Here is a 15,893-nt window from a genome sequence, read left to right as displayed (position 1 = left end):
ACAGATCACTGAAGGCTCAGCGTAGCGACACCTCAATCCCGATATGGCGTAGCGATTATTTGCTTTCGCATTTGATCTAGCGCAATGCCTCGGCGATTCATTGCTTCATTCTTTGTAAAGTTCACTCTGTGGATCACGGCAATGATCGTCGAGTTGCTCAGCCGTGAGCACCGCAACATTGAACGGTTGCTCACAGTCCTCGAACACGAGCTGGATATTTTCGACCGCGCGGACCGACCGGACTACGAGGTTATCCGCGCGATCATTGCATATTTCGAAGTCTACACCGGGATGTACCACCACCCCCAGGAAGATCGGGTCTTTGCCAAGCTGAAACTTCGCGACCCCGCTGCCGCCGCGAAAGTGGGCGACCTTGCACAGGAACATAAGAAAGGGGCCGAGCGACTGCATCGCATGGCAATGGCGGTCGACAGCGTGCTCGCAGGCCGCGAGGTGCTTCGCCAGAATGTGGATACCATCATCCGCGAATTCCTGGAGCACGAGCGACGCCACATCGCAATGGAGGATCGTGATTTCTTTCCTGCGGCCGCGAAGGCGTTGCAGCCGCACGATTGGGCCGAAATCGCCCAGGCCTTGTCCCCGCATAAGGATCCACTGTTCAGCGATGCCACGGAGACGAGGTTTGAGGCACTGCGAGCCCATATCCTGCAGTTGGAGCAAGAGGCCGAAGCCGAACGACACTAGGGCACGCCGCCCCTACTCCGTCTTCCGCAAAAACGCGCCGAACGCCCGCGGGCCGTCGCCGACCTTGACCTCGCCGACCACCTTCAGCTCCACCGCATCGATGATGCTGAGCGAGTTGCTCTCCCAGTTTGCCACGATGATGCGCTTGCCATCCGCTGTTGCCGCAATTCCTTCCGGATAGTCGCCGACCGTTATGCGGGCGACCGGTTTCAGGCTCACAAGATCGAACACACTTACGGTGCCGCCATATTGGTCGGTGACGAAGCCGCGGCCTTGCGCCAGCGCCACCGCATAGGGGCGCATGCCCACGGCCACCCGGCCGATCTCGCGCCCCTCGGCGATATCGATGATCGACACATCGTCGGATCCGACGTTGGCGGTATAGGCGCGCCTGCCCTCTGCATCGATGGCGATGCCGAACGGGCGCGTGCCGACCTTGATGGTGGCCCGTCGCTCGCGCGTCGCCGTGTCCACGACCGAGACGCTGTCGGCGTCGCGATCGGCCGACAGCAACTGCCGGCCGTCAGGCGTCATTGCAAGTCCGGAGGGCGAGGCGCCGACCGCGATGCTCGCGACCACGCCTTGTGCCTTGGGATCGATCACGCGCACCGCCGCGGCGTACCAGTCGGCGACATAGACGGTCCCGCCATCCGGCGCCACGACGACCCCGAGCGGACCGCCGCCTACGTTGATCCGGCCGACCGCCTTCCGCGCAACGGCGTCGATCACCGTCAGCACCTTGGCGTCGGGGCTCGTCACATAGGCAAAGCGCCCATCCGCGGTGACGGCAACGCCGACGGGCTTGCCACCAATCTCGATGGTCGCGACCGGTCGCAGCTTTGCGAGATCCACCACAGTGAGATTGTCGCTGAGCTGATTGGTGACGAACGCCTCTTCGGCGAAGGCGTGCTCAATTGTTGCCTGCGCGATGCTGGCGGCAAACGCCGCCAGAACCAGGACGCGCACCGGTCAGCTTCCGCTTTCGAGCTTCTTCTTCAGCCCCTCGAGCCCGGCCTTGTAAAGCCCGCTCACCGCCTTCACTGCGGCCTCGTCGCTCAGCTCCGGCGGCGGGTCGTTGTTGGGGAAGCCGCGGTAGAACGCGCCGGCCCATTCCACCTTCGATTTGCCGTCCGACGCGGGCGAGACGGTCAGCGTCGAGGAATAATTGGTGACCGGCAGCACTTTCACGTCCACGGCCGTGATCCGGTAGGAGTAGCTCAGCATGTCCGGCTCGTATTTATAGAGCTCCTCGTCGACGGTCGCACCGCCCGTCAGCGTCAGCCGCCGCGTCGCGCCGATCTCATTACCCTTCTCGCCCTCGGTCTTGGTAACCGGCGCGAGCCAGCTCATGTCCTGGAAATTGCCGATCGCCGCCCAGACCTTGGCCTGCGGCACGTTGATTTCGATGGATTCCCGCACTTTCTGCCGGGTCGGTCCATGGGCCCAGCTCGGGGCAAAAGCCGCCGTCATCGCCGCGCCCACCACGGCCAGCGCAGCCACCGCGGCCTTCGTCTTCGTCACCTTCATATCGTTTCCTCAATCGTCTCGTTGCTCTCTGCGCGGCTGACGCGCGCTGAGCGCCATCGTAGCGCACTTTGAGGCTGGATCGAGACAATTGTGGCGCCGGCGAGCGGTACCGCCTCACCCCTGCGCCAGCATGAACGCGTCGAAATACGCCGCAAGCTCCCGGTGCGCGTCGAGCGGCAGCACATGCGCAACATACTGGTCCGGCCGCACGATCACCATGCAGCCCTTGGTCCGGTCGATGCCGCGCATCGCAAAGATGTCCTGGCCGCCCCTGAGATCGGGGCAGAACACTTTTTCGTAGTCGCGCAAGCCATACAGTCCCTTCGCCGGCAGCAGCAGCGACGGCATCGCCGCGATGTCGAGGCTCGCATGCGGCTGCTGGAATACCGCGCGGACGTCGATCACCGCATCGATATCAGCCCCGATCGGTGTATAGCGCCTGACCGGCGACTGCCGGTCGTCGCTGAGGAAGCTGCACAAGCCGCGAATTCCTGCCTCCTCCGCATCCGCAAAGGCATAGATCCGCCAGCGGCCATCGGCCTTGGCGACATGACCGAGGTGAACAGGCTTTGCATCCGACAGGCGCACGACCGGCGCCGAATGAAAGCGCATGCCGATCACAAAACCCTTGGCAAGATGCTGGTGGGTCGCCTCGCCCGTCAGCAGCGACGGCCGATAGTGCGCCGCCGTGCCTGCGGTGTAGCGCCCGTGCCGCACGAAATAGTCCTGCGTCTTCGCGGCATCGCCGCCCGCGCCGTCGCCCTTGGCGGAAGCGAGGATGTCTGCCCATTCGCGATCAAAATCGATCAGCTCCTTGGCGATCGCACGGCGCTCGGCGGAATAGCTGTGCAACAGGCTCGGCGGCGCAGCGTTGCGCAACACGGCGGCCAGCTTCCAGCCGAGATTGAAGGCGTCCTGCATGGAGACGTTCATGCCCTGCCCGGCCTTGGGACTGTGGGTATGACAGGCATCGCCGGCGATGAACACGTGCGGCAGGCGCGTTGCGACCTCGCTCTCAGGCACGTCGTCGAACTTGTCGGTCAGGCGCTGGCCGATCTCATAGACCGACCACCAGGCGATCTCCTTCACCTCGAGCGTATGGGGATTGAGGATGCGCCGCGCCTTCGCGATCAGATCGTCGGGGCTGATGTTGCGGTTGGCGACGCGCTCGCCGGCGTCGAGATTGGTCAGCTCGACATAGAGCCGGACCAGATAGCCGCCTTCGCGCGGGATGATGATGATGCTGCCGTCATGGGCGGACTGGATCAGGCATTTGAAGCGGATGTCGGGGAAGTCGGTCACCGCGAGCACGTCCATCACGCCCCAGGCGTGGTTGGCGGACTCGCCCACGAGCTCGCGCCCGATCGATTTGCGCACCGCCGAGCGCGCGCCGTCGCAGCCGACGACGTAGCGGGCCCGGACGGTTTCGACCTTGCCCTCGTTGTCGGGATCGACGCGTTCGAGCCTGACCGTCACCGGATGCGGTGCGGTCGGCTCGACCGTCAGGTCGAGCAGGCGGCGCGCGTAATACGGCTCGAGCTTGGTCGGCGATCGCCGCATGACGTCGAGATAGCTGTCATGCACGCGCGCCTGGTTGAGGATGACGTGGGGGAATTCCGACAGCCCGGCCTCGACGTCCTGCACCCGTCCGCTGCGTGCGATCCTGTCGGGACGCTGCGCGTCGGGCTTCCAGAACGTCGTCTCCGTGATCCAGCAGGATTCCTTCTGAATGCGCTCGGCGAAGCCGAAGGCGTTGAACATCTCCATGGTGCGGCAGGCCACGCCGTCGGCCTGGCCGCGCAACAGCCGGCTCGCCTTCTGCTCGACGATGCAGGTCTTGATGTCGGCGAACTGGGAGAGCTGCGCCGCCAGCGTCAGCCCGGCGGGCCCGCAGCCGACGATGAGGACGTCGACCTCCTTCGGAACGGAACCAGGCATACCCGACGGCGCAACGCGCTCGGCGGGATCGGAAATCTCGGGATCGCCCGGCTCAAAGCCATTGAGATGGAATTGCATGACCCGCTCCTCCCCGTCGTGGGCCGCATCAAGCGACCCGGCGTTCGTTTTCGATATTGCTCAGTATGCTGACTATCAGTATACTTGTCAATATTCCGCCGCTTCGGAGGTTTCCGTGAGAGACAACAACGAGATGCCCGGGCATCTGGCCCGCCGGTTCCAGCAGATCGCGGTGGCGGTGTTCCTGGCCGAGGTCGGAGAGGCCGGCTTCGACCTGACGCCGGTGCAATACGCCGCTCTCGCCTCGATCAAGGCGAATCCGGGGATCGACCAGGCGACGCTGGCCGGATTGATCGCCTACGACCGGACCACCATCACCGGCGTGGTCGACCGTCTGGTGCAGAAGAACCTGCTGGTCCGTCGCGCCTCGAGCCGCGACCGCCGCGCCCGCGAACTGGAAATTACCGACGAGGGCAAACGGACGCTGCGCGCGATCACGCCGGCGGTCGAGGAGGCCCAGCGCATCATGCTGCGCGGCCTCACGCCCAAGGAGGCGGCCGAATTGATGCGGCTGATGCGCAAGGCCATCGCCGCCGGCAACGAGTTGAGCCGCGCGCCGCTGCGCGAGACAACCAGCTAGCGGGTGCCCGTAGCCCGGATGGAGCGCGGCGCAATCCGGGATCTATCGGCGTTGGAATCCCGGTTTCGCTAACGCTTCATCCGCGCTACGGACCTACATCTTCAGATTCAACCGCCCCATGAAGTCGCGCTTGCCGAGCGGCACGCCCTTGTGGCGGAGGATCGCGTAAGCGGTCGTCGCGTGGAAGAAAAAGTTCGGCAGCGAGAACGACATCAAAAAGCCTTCCGCCGTGAACGGCAATGTGCGCTCGCCGAGCTTGAACATGACGTCGCGGCCAAGCAGCGCATTGACCTCGTCGGGCTTCAAGGCGGATAGCTCGTCGCGCGCGACCGTCACCAGCGCCTGCAGGGCGGCATAATCCTCACCCTTGGGCGCGGGCGGCACGAACACGCCGTTCTTCGCCGCCTGCATCGCGCCGCGCGAATGATGCGCGAGCGAGACGACCTGGAAACGGAACGGCAGCATGTCGGGCGCGATCCGCGTCTCCACGATCTCGGCCGGATCGATGCCCTTCTCCTTGCAATGGGCGAGGCCCTTGTCCAGGAAACCGCTGGCGGCGCCAAGGATCTGCAGATAATTGGCGACCGTTGCATCATAGAGCGAAAAGGTCATGGCGGATCTCCCTCAGTCCATTTTATGGACCAAGGGTTTCACCAATTTGCCGGGGAATGCAAGGACTGCCCGGTCCCCCGAGGCCGCCGCCTTCGCTTGGAAACGGGTCGTGTGCCGCTTACGTAGGACCGATCAGTGCACGCGAATGATGTGCGGCCGCCCCAGGTCGATCAATCCCTGCACCGCCGACAAGCGGTCTTCCAATGCTGCAATCGTCACGAGCAAATTATTCCGCCGCTCATCCAAGATCCCGATATCGGCGTTCGACAACCCGTCCTTGGTCCGCTGCTTGTCGATGCCGGAGATCGACTTGCGAAGGCCGGCGATCAGACCTGCAAGCTGCTTGGCTTCCTTCGACATCGACTTCAAAGCGACATTTTGGCGCCGCGTCTCCAGTTGGCTCTGCTTCATCGTTCATCCCTCCGAGCCCCCTGCCCGAGTGGATGGTTTCAGCATTGATGCAAGATGTTACGATCGATGAAATCCGCCTGGGTGCAATTGGATCAAATTGCACCCTTTGCGAGTTCCCTGCCCCCTTATAGGACAGCAAAGGAAAGCCCGGCGCGGGGCCGGGCTTTCGATTAGACGGTCAGTGCTTTTGATGCCCGGGAGGGCCGCCGGCCGGCGGACCGCCACCGACGCGTGGCGCGGCGTTGCCGTGGGGCGCAGTGCCGCCACCGGCGTGCGGCATCGCAGGCGCGGCCGCGCGCGGCGCCGGCATCTGCGCATGCGCGTTCATCGGCGGACCGTGGCTGACGCTGGGCTGCGCGACGTGCGGCGTTGCCGGACGTGCCGCCGGGCTGGCCGAAATCCGCGGCGCCTCATGGCTGCGCACCATCGCCGGCGGTTGCGGACGCGCATGCGCGATCGGCTGCTGCTGCACGCGGGCAGCGGCACGCGCCGGACCGTTCTCACGCGTCATGCGCGCCTGTGCGTCCAGCGCGCGACCACGCGCCTCACGCGCACCGCGCGCGCGGTCGATGGTCTGCTCGCGCGTCAAGCGTTCGCTGACACCGGCCCGCGTCCGGCCCGCAACCGCTGCAGCGTCGCGCTTGGCGGCGTCACCGCGGACGGCGATCGTGGCGTCGCGCGCGGCAGCGGCGCGGCCGATACGGGCAGCGCGCGGATCGATGGTCAGCCGCGTCGCGGTGCTCTGATGCGAGCTCCAATAGTCATTCCAGTAAGCGCGGCGATTGTACCAGGGCCGCCCTGGATAGTAGCTCGACCAGTACGAGCTCAGCACGAACGGCGCGACCGGCACATCGATCTCGTCGACATAATCGGGGAGATAGACGTAACGATTGCGGTAGAGATATTCGAGATATTGCGACGATACCCAGCCGCGATCGTCGGTCCAGCTCACGTCGCACCAGGCATTACCCTTGAGGCAGCCGTGGATGTTGACGCGGGCACCCGCGGGAATGCGATCGACCATCGGAAAGCCAGGTCCCGGTCCTGCGCGCAGGCCTACCGATGCGGTGACGATACCCGGCGCCGCGAGCGCTGCACCGGGCACGAGCAGCGATGCTGCTATCAAAATGCCTTTCAGCTTCATGACATGCTCCTCCTCTCATGGCCGAACGTTCGAGCAGAAGAGGCGTTCCGCGGCATTCGTCGAAAGGTGGAGCGATTGCGCAACGCGCGCCGCCTCGTTCATCTGCCGTTCATGCCGGGGGCCACGCGCGCGCTTGCCCATAATTGTCGCAGCCGCACGAAACCTGGAACTAACCTTCTGCGGCTACCATCCGCATTCCATTCGGCGCTTAACGCGCGATTAACTTTGCGATCGGGGGCTTGGGATGTTGAGGTTCGCACTTTTGGCCGCGGCCCTGCTGGTCTCGGCGGACCAGGCGCTTGCGAATGGACATGGCGGCTCCTCGGAACCGCCGCCGAAGCCGGACGCGCAGACCTCGCCGGCGCGCGTGGTCCAGACCAAGCAAGGTCCGAAGCTCGTCGATCTCAAGGGCATGACGCTGTACTATTACGAGCGCGATACCAGCGGAAAGACGTCGAGCTGCGACGGCAAATGCACCGAGAACTGGACCCCGCTCTCGGCGCCCAAGGACGCCAAGGCGGTCGGCGATTTCACGATCATCACCCGTAACGACGGCAGCAAGATGTGGGCCTATCGCTATCGCCCGCTCTACACCTCGCTCGCGGACAAGGCTCCCGGGGACATCAACGGCATCGCCACGACCATGCTCTGGCGCGTCGCCCGGCCGGAAGAGTAAGTCGCGCGGGCGTCCCTCACCCGCGCCAGCGCGATCCTGTCTCGGCCGCGGCCCGCGGCGGCAGCACCACCACCATCGAGCCCTGCTTGACCCGGCCGTAGAGGTCGATCACGTCCTCATTGCGCATCCGGATGCAGCCCGATGAAATCGCCTGCCCGATATATTCGGGCTGGTTGGTGCCGTGGATGCGGTAGAGGGTGTCCTTGTTACCGGCATAGAGATAGAGCGCTCGCGCGCCGAGCGGGTTTGCGGGGCCGCCGGGAACGCGCGCCGGATACGGGCCTAGGCGCGCCTGGATCTCCGCGGTCGGAATCCAGTCGGGCCATTCCGCCATACGGCCGACCTGCGCCACGCCGGAAAACGCCATGGCCTCCTCGCCGACCGCGACGCCGTACCGGATCGCCTTGCCATCGGGCAGCACGTAGTAAAGATAGCGCGCGTCCGTATCGACCAGGATGGAACCGGGCCGCTCCTTGCGCGAATAGTCGACGACATGCCGCAAATATTGCTCGGGCACGCTCGCCTGCGCGTAGGGTGCGTGCGCCAGCAACTGCCGATCACGCGGCGTCAGGCTCGCGTCGGATGGCGGCGCGAGCGTCGCCTGCATACAGCCGGCGAGCGGCAATGCGATCGCCAGCAACCCCGTGAGAAGAGATTTTTGCACCGCCTGCCTCCAGTGCAGCTTGGGATCAAACTTTGCTGCCCAAATCGTGCAGAAAAGATGGCAACCGGCCGGGAACCCTAACAGAAATTCGACATCGAGGGGGACTCGCCGGGTGCGGCAAACTACGGCCTCACAGTCACCTTCCCTTCGCCTTGCTTTGGTCAAACCCGGCTGGAGTCGTGCGGGGTGGGACAGGGGTCCGCTGACCTCAATTCAATCGGCTCGCGCGAATGCGGACGATCAGGCCTTAGGGGAGCTTCGATGCTCGCGACGCTGAACAGCAAGCAAATCGTCGATGAAATCGTCAAGGACACCGCCAAGGAAATCGCCAAGGAAATCGTCAAGGACACCACACAGGACGGCGTGAAGGACAACGATCCGCACGACGCGTTCAGGATCTCGCCCGACATCTTGCGCGGCGCGCGCGTCAACACGAATGTAGCCCCGCTCGCGCCCGACCCAACGGTGCGCACAGAGCCGAAGATCAGCGTGGCACCACTTGCAGCCCCCGCTGCCGCGCCTTCGGTCGATACGGCAGTACGTGAAGCGGCGAACGATCTTCGTGTCACCCGCAAGCGTTCGAGGGTCGGCAAATGGCTTGCGGGAGCGTCGCTCAGCATGCTGTTCGCTGCGGGCAGCGCGGCCGCCACTATCGCCTGGCAGGCGCATGGCGACACCGCCAAGGAGATGATTGCAGCGTGGGTGCCGACGCTGACGGCCTCGAAGGCAACGCCGGCCGCCGCCGAGCAACCCGCCGCATCCGAGACTCAGGCGGCCGCAGCCGATCAACCCGCGGCAGCGCCCGCCGAGCAGCCTCAGGATGCAGCCGCGGTGGTACCGGCCGCGGTGGCACCGGCTGTGGCGACACCGGACACACCGCAGTCGCTGCAATCGATGACGCAAGATCTCGCCGCGATGGGACAGCAGATCGAGCAATTGAAAGCGACGATTGCAGAGTTGAAGGCCGGCCAGGAGCAGATGACGCGCGAGATGGCAAAAGCGTCGGCGCCAAAGCCTGCCGAAGCGAAGATCGTCGATCCCCGCGCCAGGGTTTCCGCGCTCGCGCCGAAGCCGCCCGCAGCAGCGGCGCCGCCACCGGTGCGCAAGCCGAAGCCGGTCATCACGCCGGCTTACGCACCGAGCTATGCGCCGATGCCAATCGCGCCGCCGCCATCGCAGGCCGCTGCCGCTCCTCCGCCACCGGCGCCGACGTCGCAGGCCGTCGCCGATGATGATGGGCCGGTGGTGCGGCCACCGATGCCGGTACGCTAGAACTTATTCGAGCATGCTCTCCGCGCAAACGCGTGCCGCGTTTGTCGCGAGGGAAAACTCTACACACTTTTCCGGATCATGCTCTAACGCGCCACTGAACCGATCAGGGCGCGACGGACACCAAAGCAGAGGTCCGCGGCATTCCGCAGGCGGTCCGCTGGTCGAATCTTGTGATGACGGTCCGACGCTTGATCTCGAATGCGTGGCTGGCGGCACCGCCGCTCGTCATCCTGCTTGCAACGATCGCTGCGTTCGCGCTGATCGGCATCGCAAGCGTGATCATCGCGCGCATTGCAGGCACGCAGGCGTCGGGCAATTTCGTCGCCGACGCCATGACCCTGTTCGGCATGCTCGTGCTGTTCACGCCCGTGGCAATCGCCGTCTATGCACTGGTCGCGTTGGCGCGATGGATCGTAGCGCGAAAGCAGCAGTAACGCTGTCCGAGTCGGTGGGACGCGTTAATCCCGGGCGACTACGGTGAAAGGAAGCCGCACAGAGAAAAGGCCGCCGGGATCTATGCCGGCGGCCTTCTCTTGCAACTGCCGGTTCCCGGAGCCCGGTTCCGTTGCAATTCCATGAGGCGAGCATCGCCCCGACATATTTAATAAAAACTTAACGAGCATTCGTACTGCACATGATTTTTGCGCCATACGCACAGAGATTGCGCGACGTGTTCATTCGATAACGATCGACTCAGTGATACGATCCCTCATGAACTTGGACTTGAGGACATTGGACTCGGGGAATTCGGATGCCTTACTACTACTTCGATCTTGTGGTTGGTGAAGAGTTCAAGAACCAGGGCGGCATTATCCTCGAAGACCTGGAGGTCGCTTCCGATCGCGCCCACCAGTTGGCGAGCGAGCTGTCGCAAGTGAAGCCCGAGCTTCAGAGCAAGGGCTGCGCAGTGCGCGTCACCGACCGCGATCACAACGAACTCTATCGCACGCCGCTCGATCCCGTGCCGAGTTGGCGACGATCGAGCTAATCAACCCTCGAGCGCCGGCGGCTCGAACCAGTTCGTCAGCGACAGTCCGCCGTCGACGACGAAGGCTGCGCCGGTGATATAGGCCGACACTCGGTTCGAGAGCACGGCGAGCGCCATCGGTGCGAGGTCGCTGGCCTCGCCGAGACGGCCGAGCGGAATGTGCCGCGCAAGCGATGGATCGGCGACGAAGCCGCCCGCCGCGATTGCGCCCGGCACTAGCGCGTTGACGCGGATGTTGTAGCGGCCATACGTCTTCGCGAGCTCCTTCACAAGCATCGCCATCGCCGCCTTTGCGGTCGAATAATGCGGCAGGTTGCGCGGCGTGCCCGCGTGCAGCGAGGTGAGGAACAGGAACGAGCCGGGCTCTTTCGCCGCGATCAGCCGCTTCGCGATCTCGCGCGACAGATGAAAGCCCGCATCGAGGTTGACCGCGTGCATCTCCTGCCACGTCCGGCGATCGACCGCGAGCGCGTGATCGGCCTCCCGTCGCGGCGGCGATGCGCTGTGCACGAAATGCGTGACGTCGCCGAAAGCTGCGTGCGCGGCCGCAAGCAATGCATCACAGGCTTCGAGACTGGAGAGATCGCCGACCCAGGGCAGCGCAAGCTCGGGCCGGGCCACCGCCTTGATCGCGGCACGCACCCGCTCCTCGCTGACGTCGGCAAACACCGTCCGCACGCCCTCGCCGACGAGGGCCAGCGCAATGGCGCGGCCGATGCCGTTGCCGGCGCCGGTCACGATTGCCGTGTCGCGCGCGGGATCGAACGGCGTGCTCAACAGGCTCATGTCGGACTCCCGGACCAAAGGCGTTCACGATAGCGCGGCCGCGCGGCCATCGACAATCCGGCGCACGGCCCATTGCAGAGCGGCGCAGCGGACGCTAGCCTCCCAAAAAACGGGAGGACATTGGAATGCGCTACGGTTTGTTGATCGCCGGCCTGCTCTTGCTTGCTGCACCCGCTCAGGCTGAGCCGCGGTCAGTCTATGTGACGATGGTGCTGCAGGCGTTTGCAGCCAAGGTGGAATGCCCCGGCACGGATGTCGTCTACCAAGGCATGGTGCAGCGGGCGCAGGACATGCACCTGCCCGACGGCACGACCGAGAAGGTCCGCAAGGCGATCGCCTTCATGCATACCGGCGGCAAGATGGGCGAGAAGCAGGACGACGATCTGATGGCCGAGGTCGCGGTCGCGACCCAGGCCACCGACATGGATCAGCGCCGCCTCGGCATGAAGACCTGGTGCGACACCCAGAAAGCCGTCCTCGCCGGCCTCATTCGCAACAACTAGAGCGTTTTCCAGCGAAGTGGACACCGGTTCGCGTCAAGAAAACGCGTCAAAATAGGAATCCAGAGCTTCCGTTCCGATTCTATCGGAACGGAAGTTCTAACCTCTGGGCCACGGACGGTGCGCCGTCCGTGAACCTCGGCCCGGCCCTCCGCGTCCAATCCGCAGAGGACATCGCGCGAGGGGCCCATGCCGGCAAGCTCTGGACATTTTGGGAAAGCCGCGGCCGCGCTGGTAACGCTGCTCGCTGCGGCTGTGCCGCCGGTCGCCCTGGCGGGACCGGCCGACAAGCCCGTCGCAGGCCAGCAGGTCCGCTTTCCCCAAGGTGCCTGGAGCGCCCTGCCCCAGACCGGTCCCGACGGCCAGGTCCGCCAATGCGTGCTGGTCGCCCTCAGGCCGCGCGCGAACGGAAGCGGCAAGGTCGAGACCCGCTTTGCACTGAACATCAGCCGCGGCTCCGGCCTCGTCTTCACGATGATGGACGATCGCCTTCCGAGCGAACAGGTGCTGGACGACCAGGGCGAGGTCATCATCGACGGCCGGACCTTTCCCGCCGTGGGGTTCACCGTCGGCACGGCGCTGGCGCTGCACCCCGGCGATGCCGATGGCGCGCTCGCAGCACTCGGCAAGGCCCAATCTGTCACGCTGCGGTCGGATGGCGCCGGCGTCGATTCCGGCGCCATCACCGTCAACCTTCCGCAGGACGCGCTTGGCTGGCTCAAGCAATGCGGCAAGACCTTTGACATCGCGATCGACAGGCCGACCGATCCCAATGCGCCAGACATGCCCACGCCGCGCCCGCGCTCGCCGAAGATCGCGGTCATGCAGCCGACACCGGCCGGCCCGCCAGGCATCGAGGACAAGCAGAAGATCGAGGGCTGGGATGCCTCGGAGCTGCGCAACCGCGACGGCACCATCATCGTCTGCTTCATCCGCCGTCATTACGTGATCCCAGGCGACGCCCCTCCGCGCCGGTTCGGCACCTTCCTGATGGCAAGCCGGCTGAAGGGTTTTTCGATGATGGTGAAGGATTCCAAGCTCGATCTGCCGGAAGGCGCGCCCCTTGAGGCGACGCTGAAAGTCGGCGGCGAGCCGTTTCCGGCCGTCACCGCGCAGATGCAGGGTCACGACGAGATCGGCCTGTTTCCGCAGCACGGCAACGCGCTCCTGGCCGCGATCGAGAAGCGCTCCGTTTTCGAGCTCAGGGCAAGCAAGGTCGAGGACAAGTACGAATTCTCGGTCCATGGCGGCGTGATCGGCTGGCTGCGCGCCTGCGCCCGCCGCAACGGCATCGCGATCGAGCCCGCCGGGCAGTGAAACCTCGCCTTCGTTTTCGCCGAGTTAAGCACGCGGCGATGGAACCCGCCGCGCGGCCAATAATCGTCACAATCCTCACAAGCATGGATGCAGCTTCCAGACGGAGAACGTCCATGCGGATTGCCTCAACCGCCACCGCCGCGTTCATGGCGCTCGCGGCCCTCACCACACCGGTGCTTGCGAAGAACTCCGAGATCCAGAAAGGCGAGGATAAATCGACAGCTTGCAGCGCCTATCAGCAGGCGGACGACGGGTCGTGGATCCAGCTCCCATGCAAGGAGACCGGCGAGCGCAACAGCCAAACGCAGACGCCGCATCGGCCGCCCGCACAGGCCGGCGACCAGCAGCAACACTGAGGCATTTTCCGTTCCGATGACATCGGAACGGAGCTTTAGCGCCTAGTCTTGACGCGTTCTCTTCACGCGCACTCAGCTCTGATGCGGTCCGCGGATGATCTTCATGGCGTCCTCGATGTGACGCCATTCCTTGGCATCCTCCGCCTCACCGCGCCCTTCACAGGCCTGGGCCTGCTCGGCGGCTTTCGCGATCGCGGCATAACCGTGCCGTTCGAGCATCTGTCGCGCGATGGTGTGGACCTGGAGCTCGGACATCATGGGCGCTCTCCCGTTTGACACGTCGAAACCGCGGCGGGTCTCGCAAGATCCACCGCGGTTACCGATCAACGGTTCAGCCGATGTCCGGTTCCCTACGCGACCGCCACGCGCTTGCGTTCAAAATCGTTGGGCACCTCGATGTCGACCTCAAGCGTCGACACCTCGTCGCCGCGTTCGAGCCGCACGATGACCTTGGTCGGGTCGAGCTTCACATGCTTGGAGACGACAGCGAGAATTTCCTCACGCAGCACACCGAGCAGATCGGGCTGACCGCGCATTCCGCGTTCGTGCGCCAGCAGGATCTGCAGCCGCTCGCGAGCGACCGGTGCAGACGCCTTCTTGCCGCGCAGAAGCCGGAGCAGACCCATGCTCATGCCGCCCTCCGTCGCAAGAGGCGATCCATGAAGCCTTTTTTCTCCGAAGGCACGGACATCCGGATGTTTTCGCCACACAACCGCTTCGCCGCGTCCATGTAGGCCCGCGCGGGCGCACCGTCCGCATTGGACAGCGTCACGGGCGTACCGACGTTGGAGGCTTTCAGCACGTCCTGGCTTTCGGGGATGATGCCCAGCAAGGGCGTCGCCAGAATTTCCAGGATGTCGTCGATGGTCAGCATCTCGCCGCGCGAGGCGCGCGCGGGATCGTAGCGGGTGATGAGAATGTGTTTCTCGACCCGCTCGCCGCGCTCGGCCCGGACCGTCTTGGAATCGAGCATGCCGATGATGCGATCTGAGTCGCGCACCGAGGAGACTTCAGGGTTGGTGACGATCACAGCCTCGTCGGCGAAGCGCATCGCCATCGAGGCGCCGCGCTCGATGCCGGCCGGGCTGTCGCAGATCACCCAGTCGAACCGGGAGCGTAGGTCGGAGATGACGCTCCCTACGCCCTCCTCCGTCAGCGCGTCCTTGTCGCGGGTTTGCGAGGCCGGCAGCAGCCAGAGGTTCTCCAGCCGCTTGTCGCGGATCAGCGCCTGCGGCAACTTCGCCACCCCCTGCACGACGTTGATGAGGTCGAACACCACGCGGCGTTCGGCGCCCATCACGAGGTCAAGGTTGCGCAGGCCGACGTCGAAATCGACGACGACGACCTTGTCGCCGCGTTGCGCCAGCGCCGCGCCAAGGGCGGCTGTGGTCGTGGTCTTGCCGACCCCGCCCTTGCCTGATGTCACGACCAGTACCTTACTCATCTGAAATGTCTCCTTTTCTGGTCAGTTCAGTGCTGTAATTCGCATGGTATTCCCCTGTAGCCAGGCCTGGGCCGGCTTGCCGCGCAAGGCGGCGTCGATGTCGTCCGCGGTCTGGTAAAATCCATCAATTGCAAGCAGTTCAGCCTCGATCTTCTGACAATAGATCCGCGCGGAGGAGTGTCCGTTGACACCGGCCATGGCGCGGCCGCGCAGCGCGCCATAGACGTGGATGGAACCGCCCGCCACGACCTCGGCCCCGGATCCCACCGAGCCGAGAATGGTCACGTCCCCTTCGGGGAAAATCACGGTCTGGCCGGAGCGCACCGGGTGCTCCAGGAGCAGCGAGGTCGGCTTGAGGTCGATCTTGGCCGCCGGCTTTTTCGGCGCGTTCTGCTCGATCGCGCAGGCACGGCCGCCGGTGAGCAGCGGCGGCATCGCCGGCGTCAGCCGCGCCTCCTCCACCCCCTCGACGCCGAGTACGCGGATGTTGCGTTCCTGAAGGCTCGCCAGGAGATGGGTGATGCCGGACTGGCTGAGGTCCACCGACGACAGGTCAACCACCACCGGCCGGCCGACGAAAAATCCCGGCGAGCGCGCGATGGTCGCGTCGATCTCCTGCAGCCAGTCGACGATTGGCACCGTCGGCACGAAGACGAAGGCAACATAGGAGCGCCCGCGCAGGCGCACCAACTGGCGTTGAGGTCTTGCTGCTGCTGCCTCCATGGCGGCCGACTCGTCCTTGTTATTGAATGGTTAATGATCGACCCGGGATGGTTAATGGCGGGTTAACTTCTCCGTGGGGTTACGCGGAACCGGGGGATAGCCGTGTCAGCCATTAAGAGCTAATGGCCCCACCTCGCTCTGGAGTCGTCCTGGCGAACGCCAGGACGACATC

The 15,893-nt window shown here is 64.8% G+C and carries 21 protein-coding genes; 9 read left to right on the top strand and 12 right to left on the bottom strand.

What is annotated here, in order from left to right:
* The first annotated feature begins 141 nt into the window (after positions 1-141).
* Complete coding sequence (locus tag JQ632_RS18705) at positions 142-705, top strand: hemerythrin domain-containing protein (protein WP_212404033.1); 564 nt, start codon at positions 142-144, stop codon at positions 703-705.
* A 12-nt stretch (positions 706-717) separates the two neighbouring features.
* Here JQ632_RS18705 and JQ632_RS18700 read toward each other — a convergent pair whose 3' ends face one another.
* From JQ632_RS18700 to JQ632_RS18690, 3 genes are all read right to left on the bottom strand, one after another.
* Complete coding sequence (locus JQ632_RS18700) at positions 718-1,671, bottom strand: YncE family protein (RefSeq protein WP_212404032.1); 954 nt, start codon at positions 1,669-1,671, stop codon at positions 718-720.
* Positions 1,672-1,674: 3 nt separating this feature from the next.
* Positions 1,675-2,232, bottom strand: a complete 558-nt coding sequence (locus tag JQ632_RS18695; protein WP_212404031.1) for an SRPBCC family protein — start codon at positions 2,230-2,232, stop codon at positions 1,675-1,677.
* A 114-nt stretch (positions 2,233-2,346) separates the two neighbouring features.
* Positions 2,347-4,248, bottom strand: coding sequence for an FAD-binding monooxygenase (locus JQ632_RS18690; RefSeq protein ID WP_212404030.1), 1,902 nt, complete (start codon positions 4,246-4,248; stop codon positions 2,347-2,349).
* A gap of 115 nt (positions 4,249-4,363) precedes the next feature.
* Between JQ632_RS18690 and JQ632_RS18685 the strand changes: the two genes are divergently transcribed.
* On the top strand, positions 4,364-4,828 hold the full coding sequence (locus tag JQ632_RS18685; protein WP_212404085.1) for a MarR family winged helix-turn-helix transcriptional regulator: 465 nt from the start codon (positions 4,364-4,366) through the stop codon (positions 4,826-4,828).
* Positions 4,829-4,921: 93 nt separating this feature from the next.
* Here JQ632_RS18685 and JQ632_RS18680 read toward each other — a convergent pair whose 3' ends face one another.
* The 3 genes from JQ632_RS18680 to JQ632_RS18670 form a co-directional block, all read right to left on the bottom strand.
* Positions 4,922-5,440: a DUF1993 family protein gene (locus JQ632_RS18680; RefSeq protein WP_212404029.1), complete on the bottom strand. Its 519-nt coding sequence runs from the start codon at positions 5,438-5,440 to the stop codon at positions 4,922-4,924.
* Between the two features lie 132 nt (positions 5,441-5,572).
* The gene (locus tag JQ632_RS18675) at positions 5,573-5,851 is read right to left on the bottom strand and encodes a hypothetical protein (RefSeq protein ID WP_212404028.1); all 279 of its coding nucleotides are present in this window, start codon (positions 5,849-5,851) and stop codon (positions 5,573-5,575) included.
* A gap of 178 nt (positions 5,852-6,029) precedes the next feature.
* Positions 6,030-6,995 carry an SH3 domain-containing protein gene (locus JQ632_RS18670; protein WP_212404027.1) on the bottom strand — a complete coding sequence of 322 codons (966 nt, stop codon included), beginning with the start codon at positions 6,993-6,995 and terminating at the stop codon, positions 6,030-6,032.
* Between the two features lie 244 nt (positions 6,996-7,239).
* On the opposite strand from JQ632_RS18670, the gene JQ632_RS18665 reads away from it, so the two are divergent.
* Complete coding sequence (locus JQ632_RS18665) at positions 7,240-7,671, top strand: hypothetical protein (RefSeq protein ID WP_212404026.1); 432 nt, start codon at positions 7,240-7,242, stop codon at positions 7,669-7,671.
* 16 nt (positions 7,672-7,687) lie between these two features.
* On the opposite strand, the gene JQ632_RS18660 is transcribed toward JQ632_RS18665, so the two are convergent.
* Complete coding sequence (locus JQ632_RS18660; protein WP_212404084.1) at positions 7,688-8,278, bottom strand: L,D-transpeptidase; 591 nt, start codon at positions 8,276-8,278, stop codon at positions 7,688-7,690.
* A 318-nt stretch (positions 8,279-8,596) separates the two neighbouring features.
* Between JQ632_RS18660 and JQ632_RS18655 the strand changes: the two genes are divergently transcribed.
* The 3 genes from JQ632_RS18655 to JQ632_RS18645 all read left to right on the top strand — a co-directional run bounded on the left by JQ632_RS18655 (position 8,597) and on the right by JQ632_RS18645 (position 10,595).
* Positions 8,597-9,607, top strand: coding sequence for a hypothetical protein (locus JQ632_RS18655; RefSeq protein WP_212404025.1), 1,011 nt, complete (start codon positions 8,597-8,599; stop codon positions 9,605-9,607).
* Between the two features lie 173 nt (positions 9,608-9,780).
* The gene (locus JQ632_RS18650; RefSeq protein ID WP_212404024.1) at positions 9,781-10,041 is read left to right on the top strand and encodes a hypothetical protein; all 261 of its coding nucleotides are present in this window, start codon (positions 9,781-9,783) and stop codon (positions 10,039-10,041) included.
* A 317-nt stretch (positions 10,042-10,358) separates the two neighbouring features.
* The gene (locus tag JQ632_RS18645) at positions 10,359-10,595 is read left to right on the top strand and encodes a DUF6894 family protein (protein ID WP_212404023.1); all 237 of its coding nucleotides are present in this window, start codon (positions 10,359-10,361) and stop codon (positions 10,593-10,595) included.
* On the opposite strand, the gene JQ632_RS18640 is transcribed toward JQ632_RS18645, so the two are convergent.
* Positions 10,596-11,381 (bottom strand): SDR family NAD(P)-dependent oxidoreductase, encoded by a 786-nt coding sequence (locus JQ632_RS18640; protein WP_212404022.1) that lies wholly within the window; start codon positions 11,379-11,381, stop codon positions 10,596-10,598. It lies immediately after the preceding gene.
* 125 nt (positions 11,382-11,506) lie between these two features.
* On the opposite strand from JQ632_RS18640, the gene JQ632_RS18635 reads away from it, so the two are divergent.
* The 3 genes from JQ632_RS18635 to JQ632_RS18625 all read left to right on the top strand — a co-directional run bounded on the left by JQ632_RS18635 (position 11,507) and on the right by JQ632_RS18625 (position 13,554).
* Positions 11,507-11,884, top strand: coding sequence for a hypothetical protein (locus JQ632_RS18635; RefSeq protein WP_212404021.1), 378 nt, complete (start codon positions 11,507-11,509; stop codon positions 11,882-11,884).
* Between the two features lie 186 nt (positions 11,885-12,070).
* Positions 12,071-13,198: a hypothetical protein gene (locus JQ632_RS18630; protein ID WP_212404020.1), complete on the top strand. Its 1,128-nt coding sequence runs from the start codon at positions 12,071-12,073 to the stop codon at positions 13,196-13,198.
* Positions 13,199-13,311: 113 nt separating this feature from the next.
* Positions 13,312-13,554: a hypothetical protein gene (locus JQ632_RS18625; protein WP_212404019.1), complete on the top strand. Its 243-nt coding sequence runs from the start codon at positions 13,312-13,314 to the stop codon at positions 13,552-13,554.
* A 72-nt stretch (positions 13,555-13,626) separates the two neighbouring features.
* On the opposite strand, the gene JQ632_RS18620 is transcribed toward JQ632_RS18625, so the two are convergent.
* From JQ632_RS18620 to minC, 4 genes are all read right to left on the bottom strand, one after another.
* A complete protein-coding gene (locus tag JQ632_RS18620; RefSeq protein WP_212404018.1) occupies positions 13,627-13,812 on the bottom strand; it encodes a hypothetical protein in 186 nt (61 codons plus the stop codon).
* Between the two features lie 92 nt (positions 13,813-13,904).
* Positions 13,905-14,186, bottom strand: a complete 282-nt coding sequence (gene minE, locus JQ632_RS18615) for a cell division topological specificity factor MinE (protein WP_212404017.1) — start codon at positions 14,184-14,186, stop codon at positions 13,905-13,907.
* The gene (gene minD, locus JQ632_RS18610; protein ID WP_212404016.1) at positions 14,183-14,998 is read right to left on the bottom strand and encodes a septum site-determining protein MinD; all 816 of its coding nucleotides are present in this window, start codon (positions 14,996-14,998) and stop codon (positions 14,183-14,185) included. The genes minE and minD overlap by 4 nt, the downstream gene beginning before the upstream one ends.
* A 21-nt stretch (positions 14,999-15,019) precedes the next feature.
* On the bottom strand, positions 15,020-15,721 hold the full coding sequence (gene minC / locus JQ632_RS18605) for a septum site-determining protein MinC (protein WP_212404015.1): 702 nt from the start codon (positions 15,719-15,721) through the stop codon (positions 15,020-15,022).
* Positions 15,722-15,893: the final 172 nt, after the last annotated feature.

Source organism: Bradyrhizobium liaoningense (genome assembly GCF_018130955.1).
Taxonomy (GTDB): domain Bacteria; phylum Pseudomonadota; class Alphaproteobacteria; order Rhizobiales; family Xanthobacteraceae; genus Bradyrhizobium; species Bradyrhizobium liaoningense_C.
The sequence above is the reverse complement of the archived record's forward strand: the minus strand, read 5'-3'. Positions and strand labels throughout refer to the sequence as shown.

Bases quoted from the DNA above. Each gene is read 5' to 3' on its own strand.
- JQ632_RS18650 (WP_212404024.1), top strand. From the start codon at position 9,781: ATGACGGTCCGACGCTTGATCTCGAATGCGTGGCTGGCGGCACCGCCG.
- minC (WP_212404015.1), bottom strand. From the start codon at position 15,721: ATGGAGGCAGCAGCAGCAAGACCTCAACGCCAGTTGGTGCGCCTGCGC.
- JQ632_RS18630 (WP_212404020.1), top strand. From the start codon at position 12,071: ATGCCGGCAAGCTCTGGACATTTTGGGAAAGCCGCGGCCGCGCTGGTA.
- JQ632_RS18645 (WP_212404023.1), top strand. From the start codon at position 10,359: ATGCCTTACTACTACTTCGATCTTGTGGTTGGTGAAGAGTTCAAGAAC.
- JQ632_RS18695 (WP_212404031.1), bottom strand. From the start codon at position 2,232: ATGAAGGTGACGAAGACGAAGGCCGCGGTGGCTGCGCTGGCCGTGGTG.
- JQ632_RS18690 (WP_212404030.1), bottom strand. From the start codon at position 4,248: ATGCAATTCCATCTCAATGGCTTTGAGCCGGGCGATCCCGAGATTTCC.
- JQ632_RS18660 (WP_212404084.1), bottom strand. From the start codon at position 8,278: ATGCAGGCGACGCTCGCGCCGCCATCCGACGCGAGCCTGACGCCGCGT.
- JQ632_RS18640 (WP_212404022.1), bottom strand. From the start codon at position 11,381: ATGAGCCTGTTGAGCACGCCGTTCGATCCCGCGCGCGACACGGCAATC.
- minD (WP_212404016.1), bottom strand. From the start codon at position 14,998: ATGAGTAAGGTACTGGTCGTGACATCAGGCAAGGGCGGGGTCGGCAAG.
- minE (WP_212404017.1), bottom strand. From the start codon at position 14,186: ATGAGCATGGGTCTGCTCCGGCTTCTGCGCGGCAAGAAGGCGTCTGCA.
- JQ632_RS18620 (WP_212404018.1), bottom strand. From the start codon at position 13,812: ATGATGTCCGAGCTCCAGGTCCACACCATCGCGCGACAGATGCTCGAA.
- JQ632_RS18665 (WP_212404026.1), top strand. From the start codon at position 7,240: ATGTTGAGGTTCGCACTTTTGGCCGCGGCCCTGCTGGTCTCGGCGGAC.
- JQ632_RS18705 (WP_212404033.1), top strand. From the start codon at position 142: ATGATCGTCGAGTTGCTCAGCCGTGAGCACCGCAACATTGAACGGTTG.
- JQ632_RS18625 (WP_212404019.1), top strand. From the start codon at position 13,312: ATGCGGATTGCCTCAACCGCCACCGCCGCGTTCATGGCGCTCGCGGCC.
- JQ632_RS18655 (WP_212404025.1), top strand. From the start codon at position 8,597: ATGCTCGCGACGCTGAACAGCAAGCAAATCGTCGATGAAATCGTCAAG.
- JQ632_RS18635 (WP_212404021.1), top strand. From the start codon at position 11,507: ATGCGCTACGGTTTGTTGATCGCCGGCCTGCTCTTGCTTGCTGCACCC.
- JQ632_RS18680 (WP_212404029.1), bottom strand. From the start codon at position 5,440: ATGACCTTTTCGCTCTATGATGCAACGGTCGCCAATTATCTGCAGATC.
- JQ632_RS18670 (WP_212404027.1), bottom strand. From the start codon at position 6,995: ATGAAGCTGAAAGGCATTTTGATAGCAGCATCGCTGCTCGTGCCCGGT.
- JQ632_RS18675 (WP_212404028.1), bottom strand. From the start codon at position 5,851: ATGAAGCAGAGCCAACTGGAGACGCGGCGCCAAAATGTCGCTTTGAAG.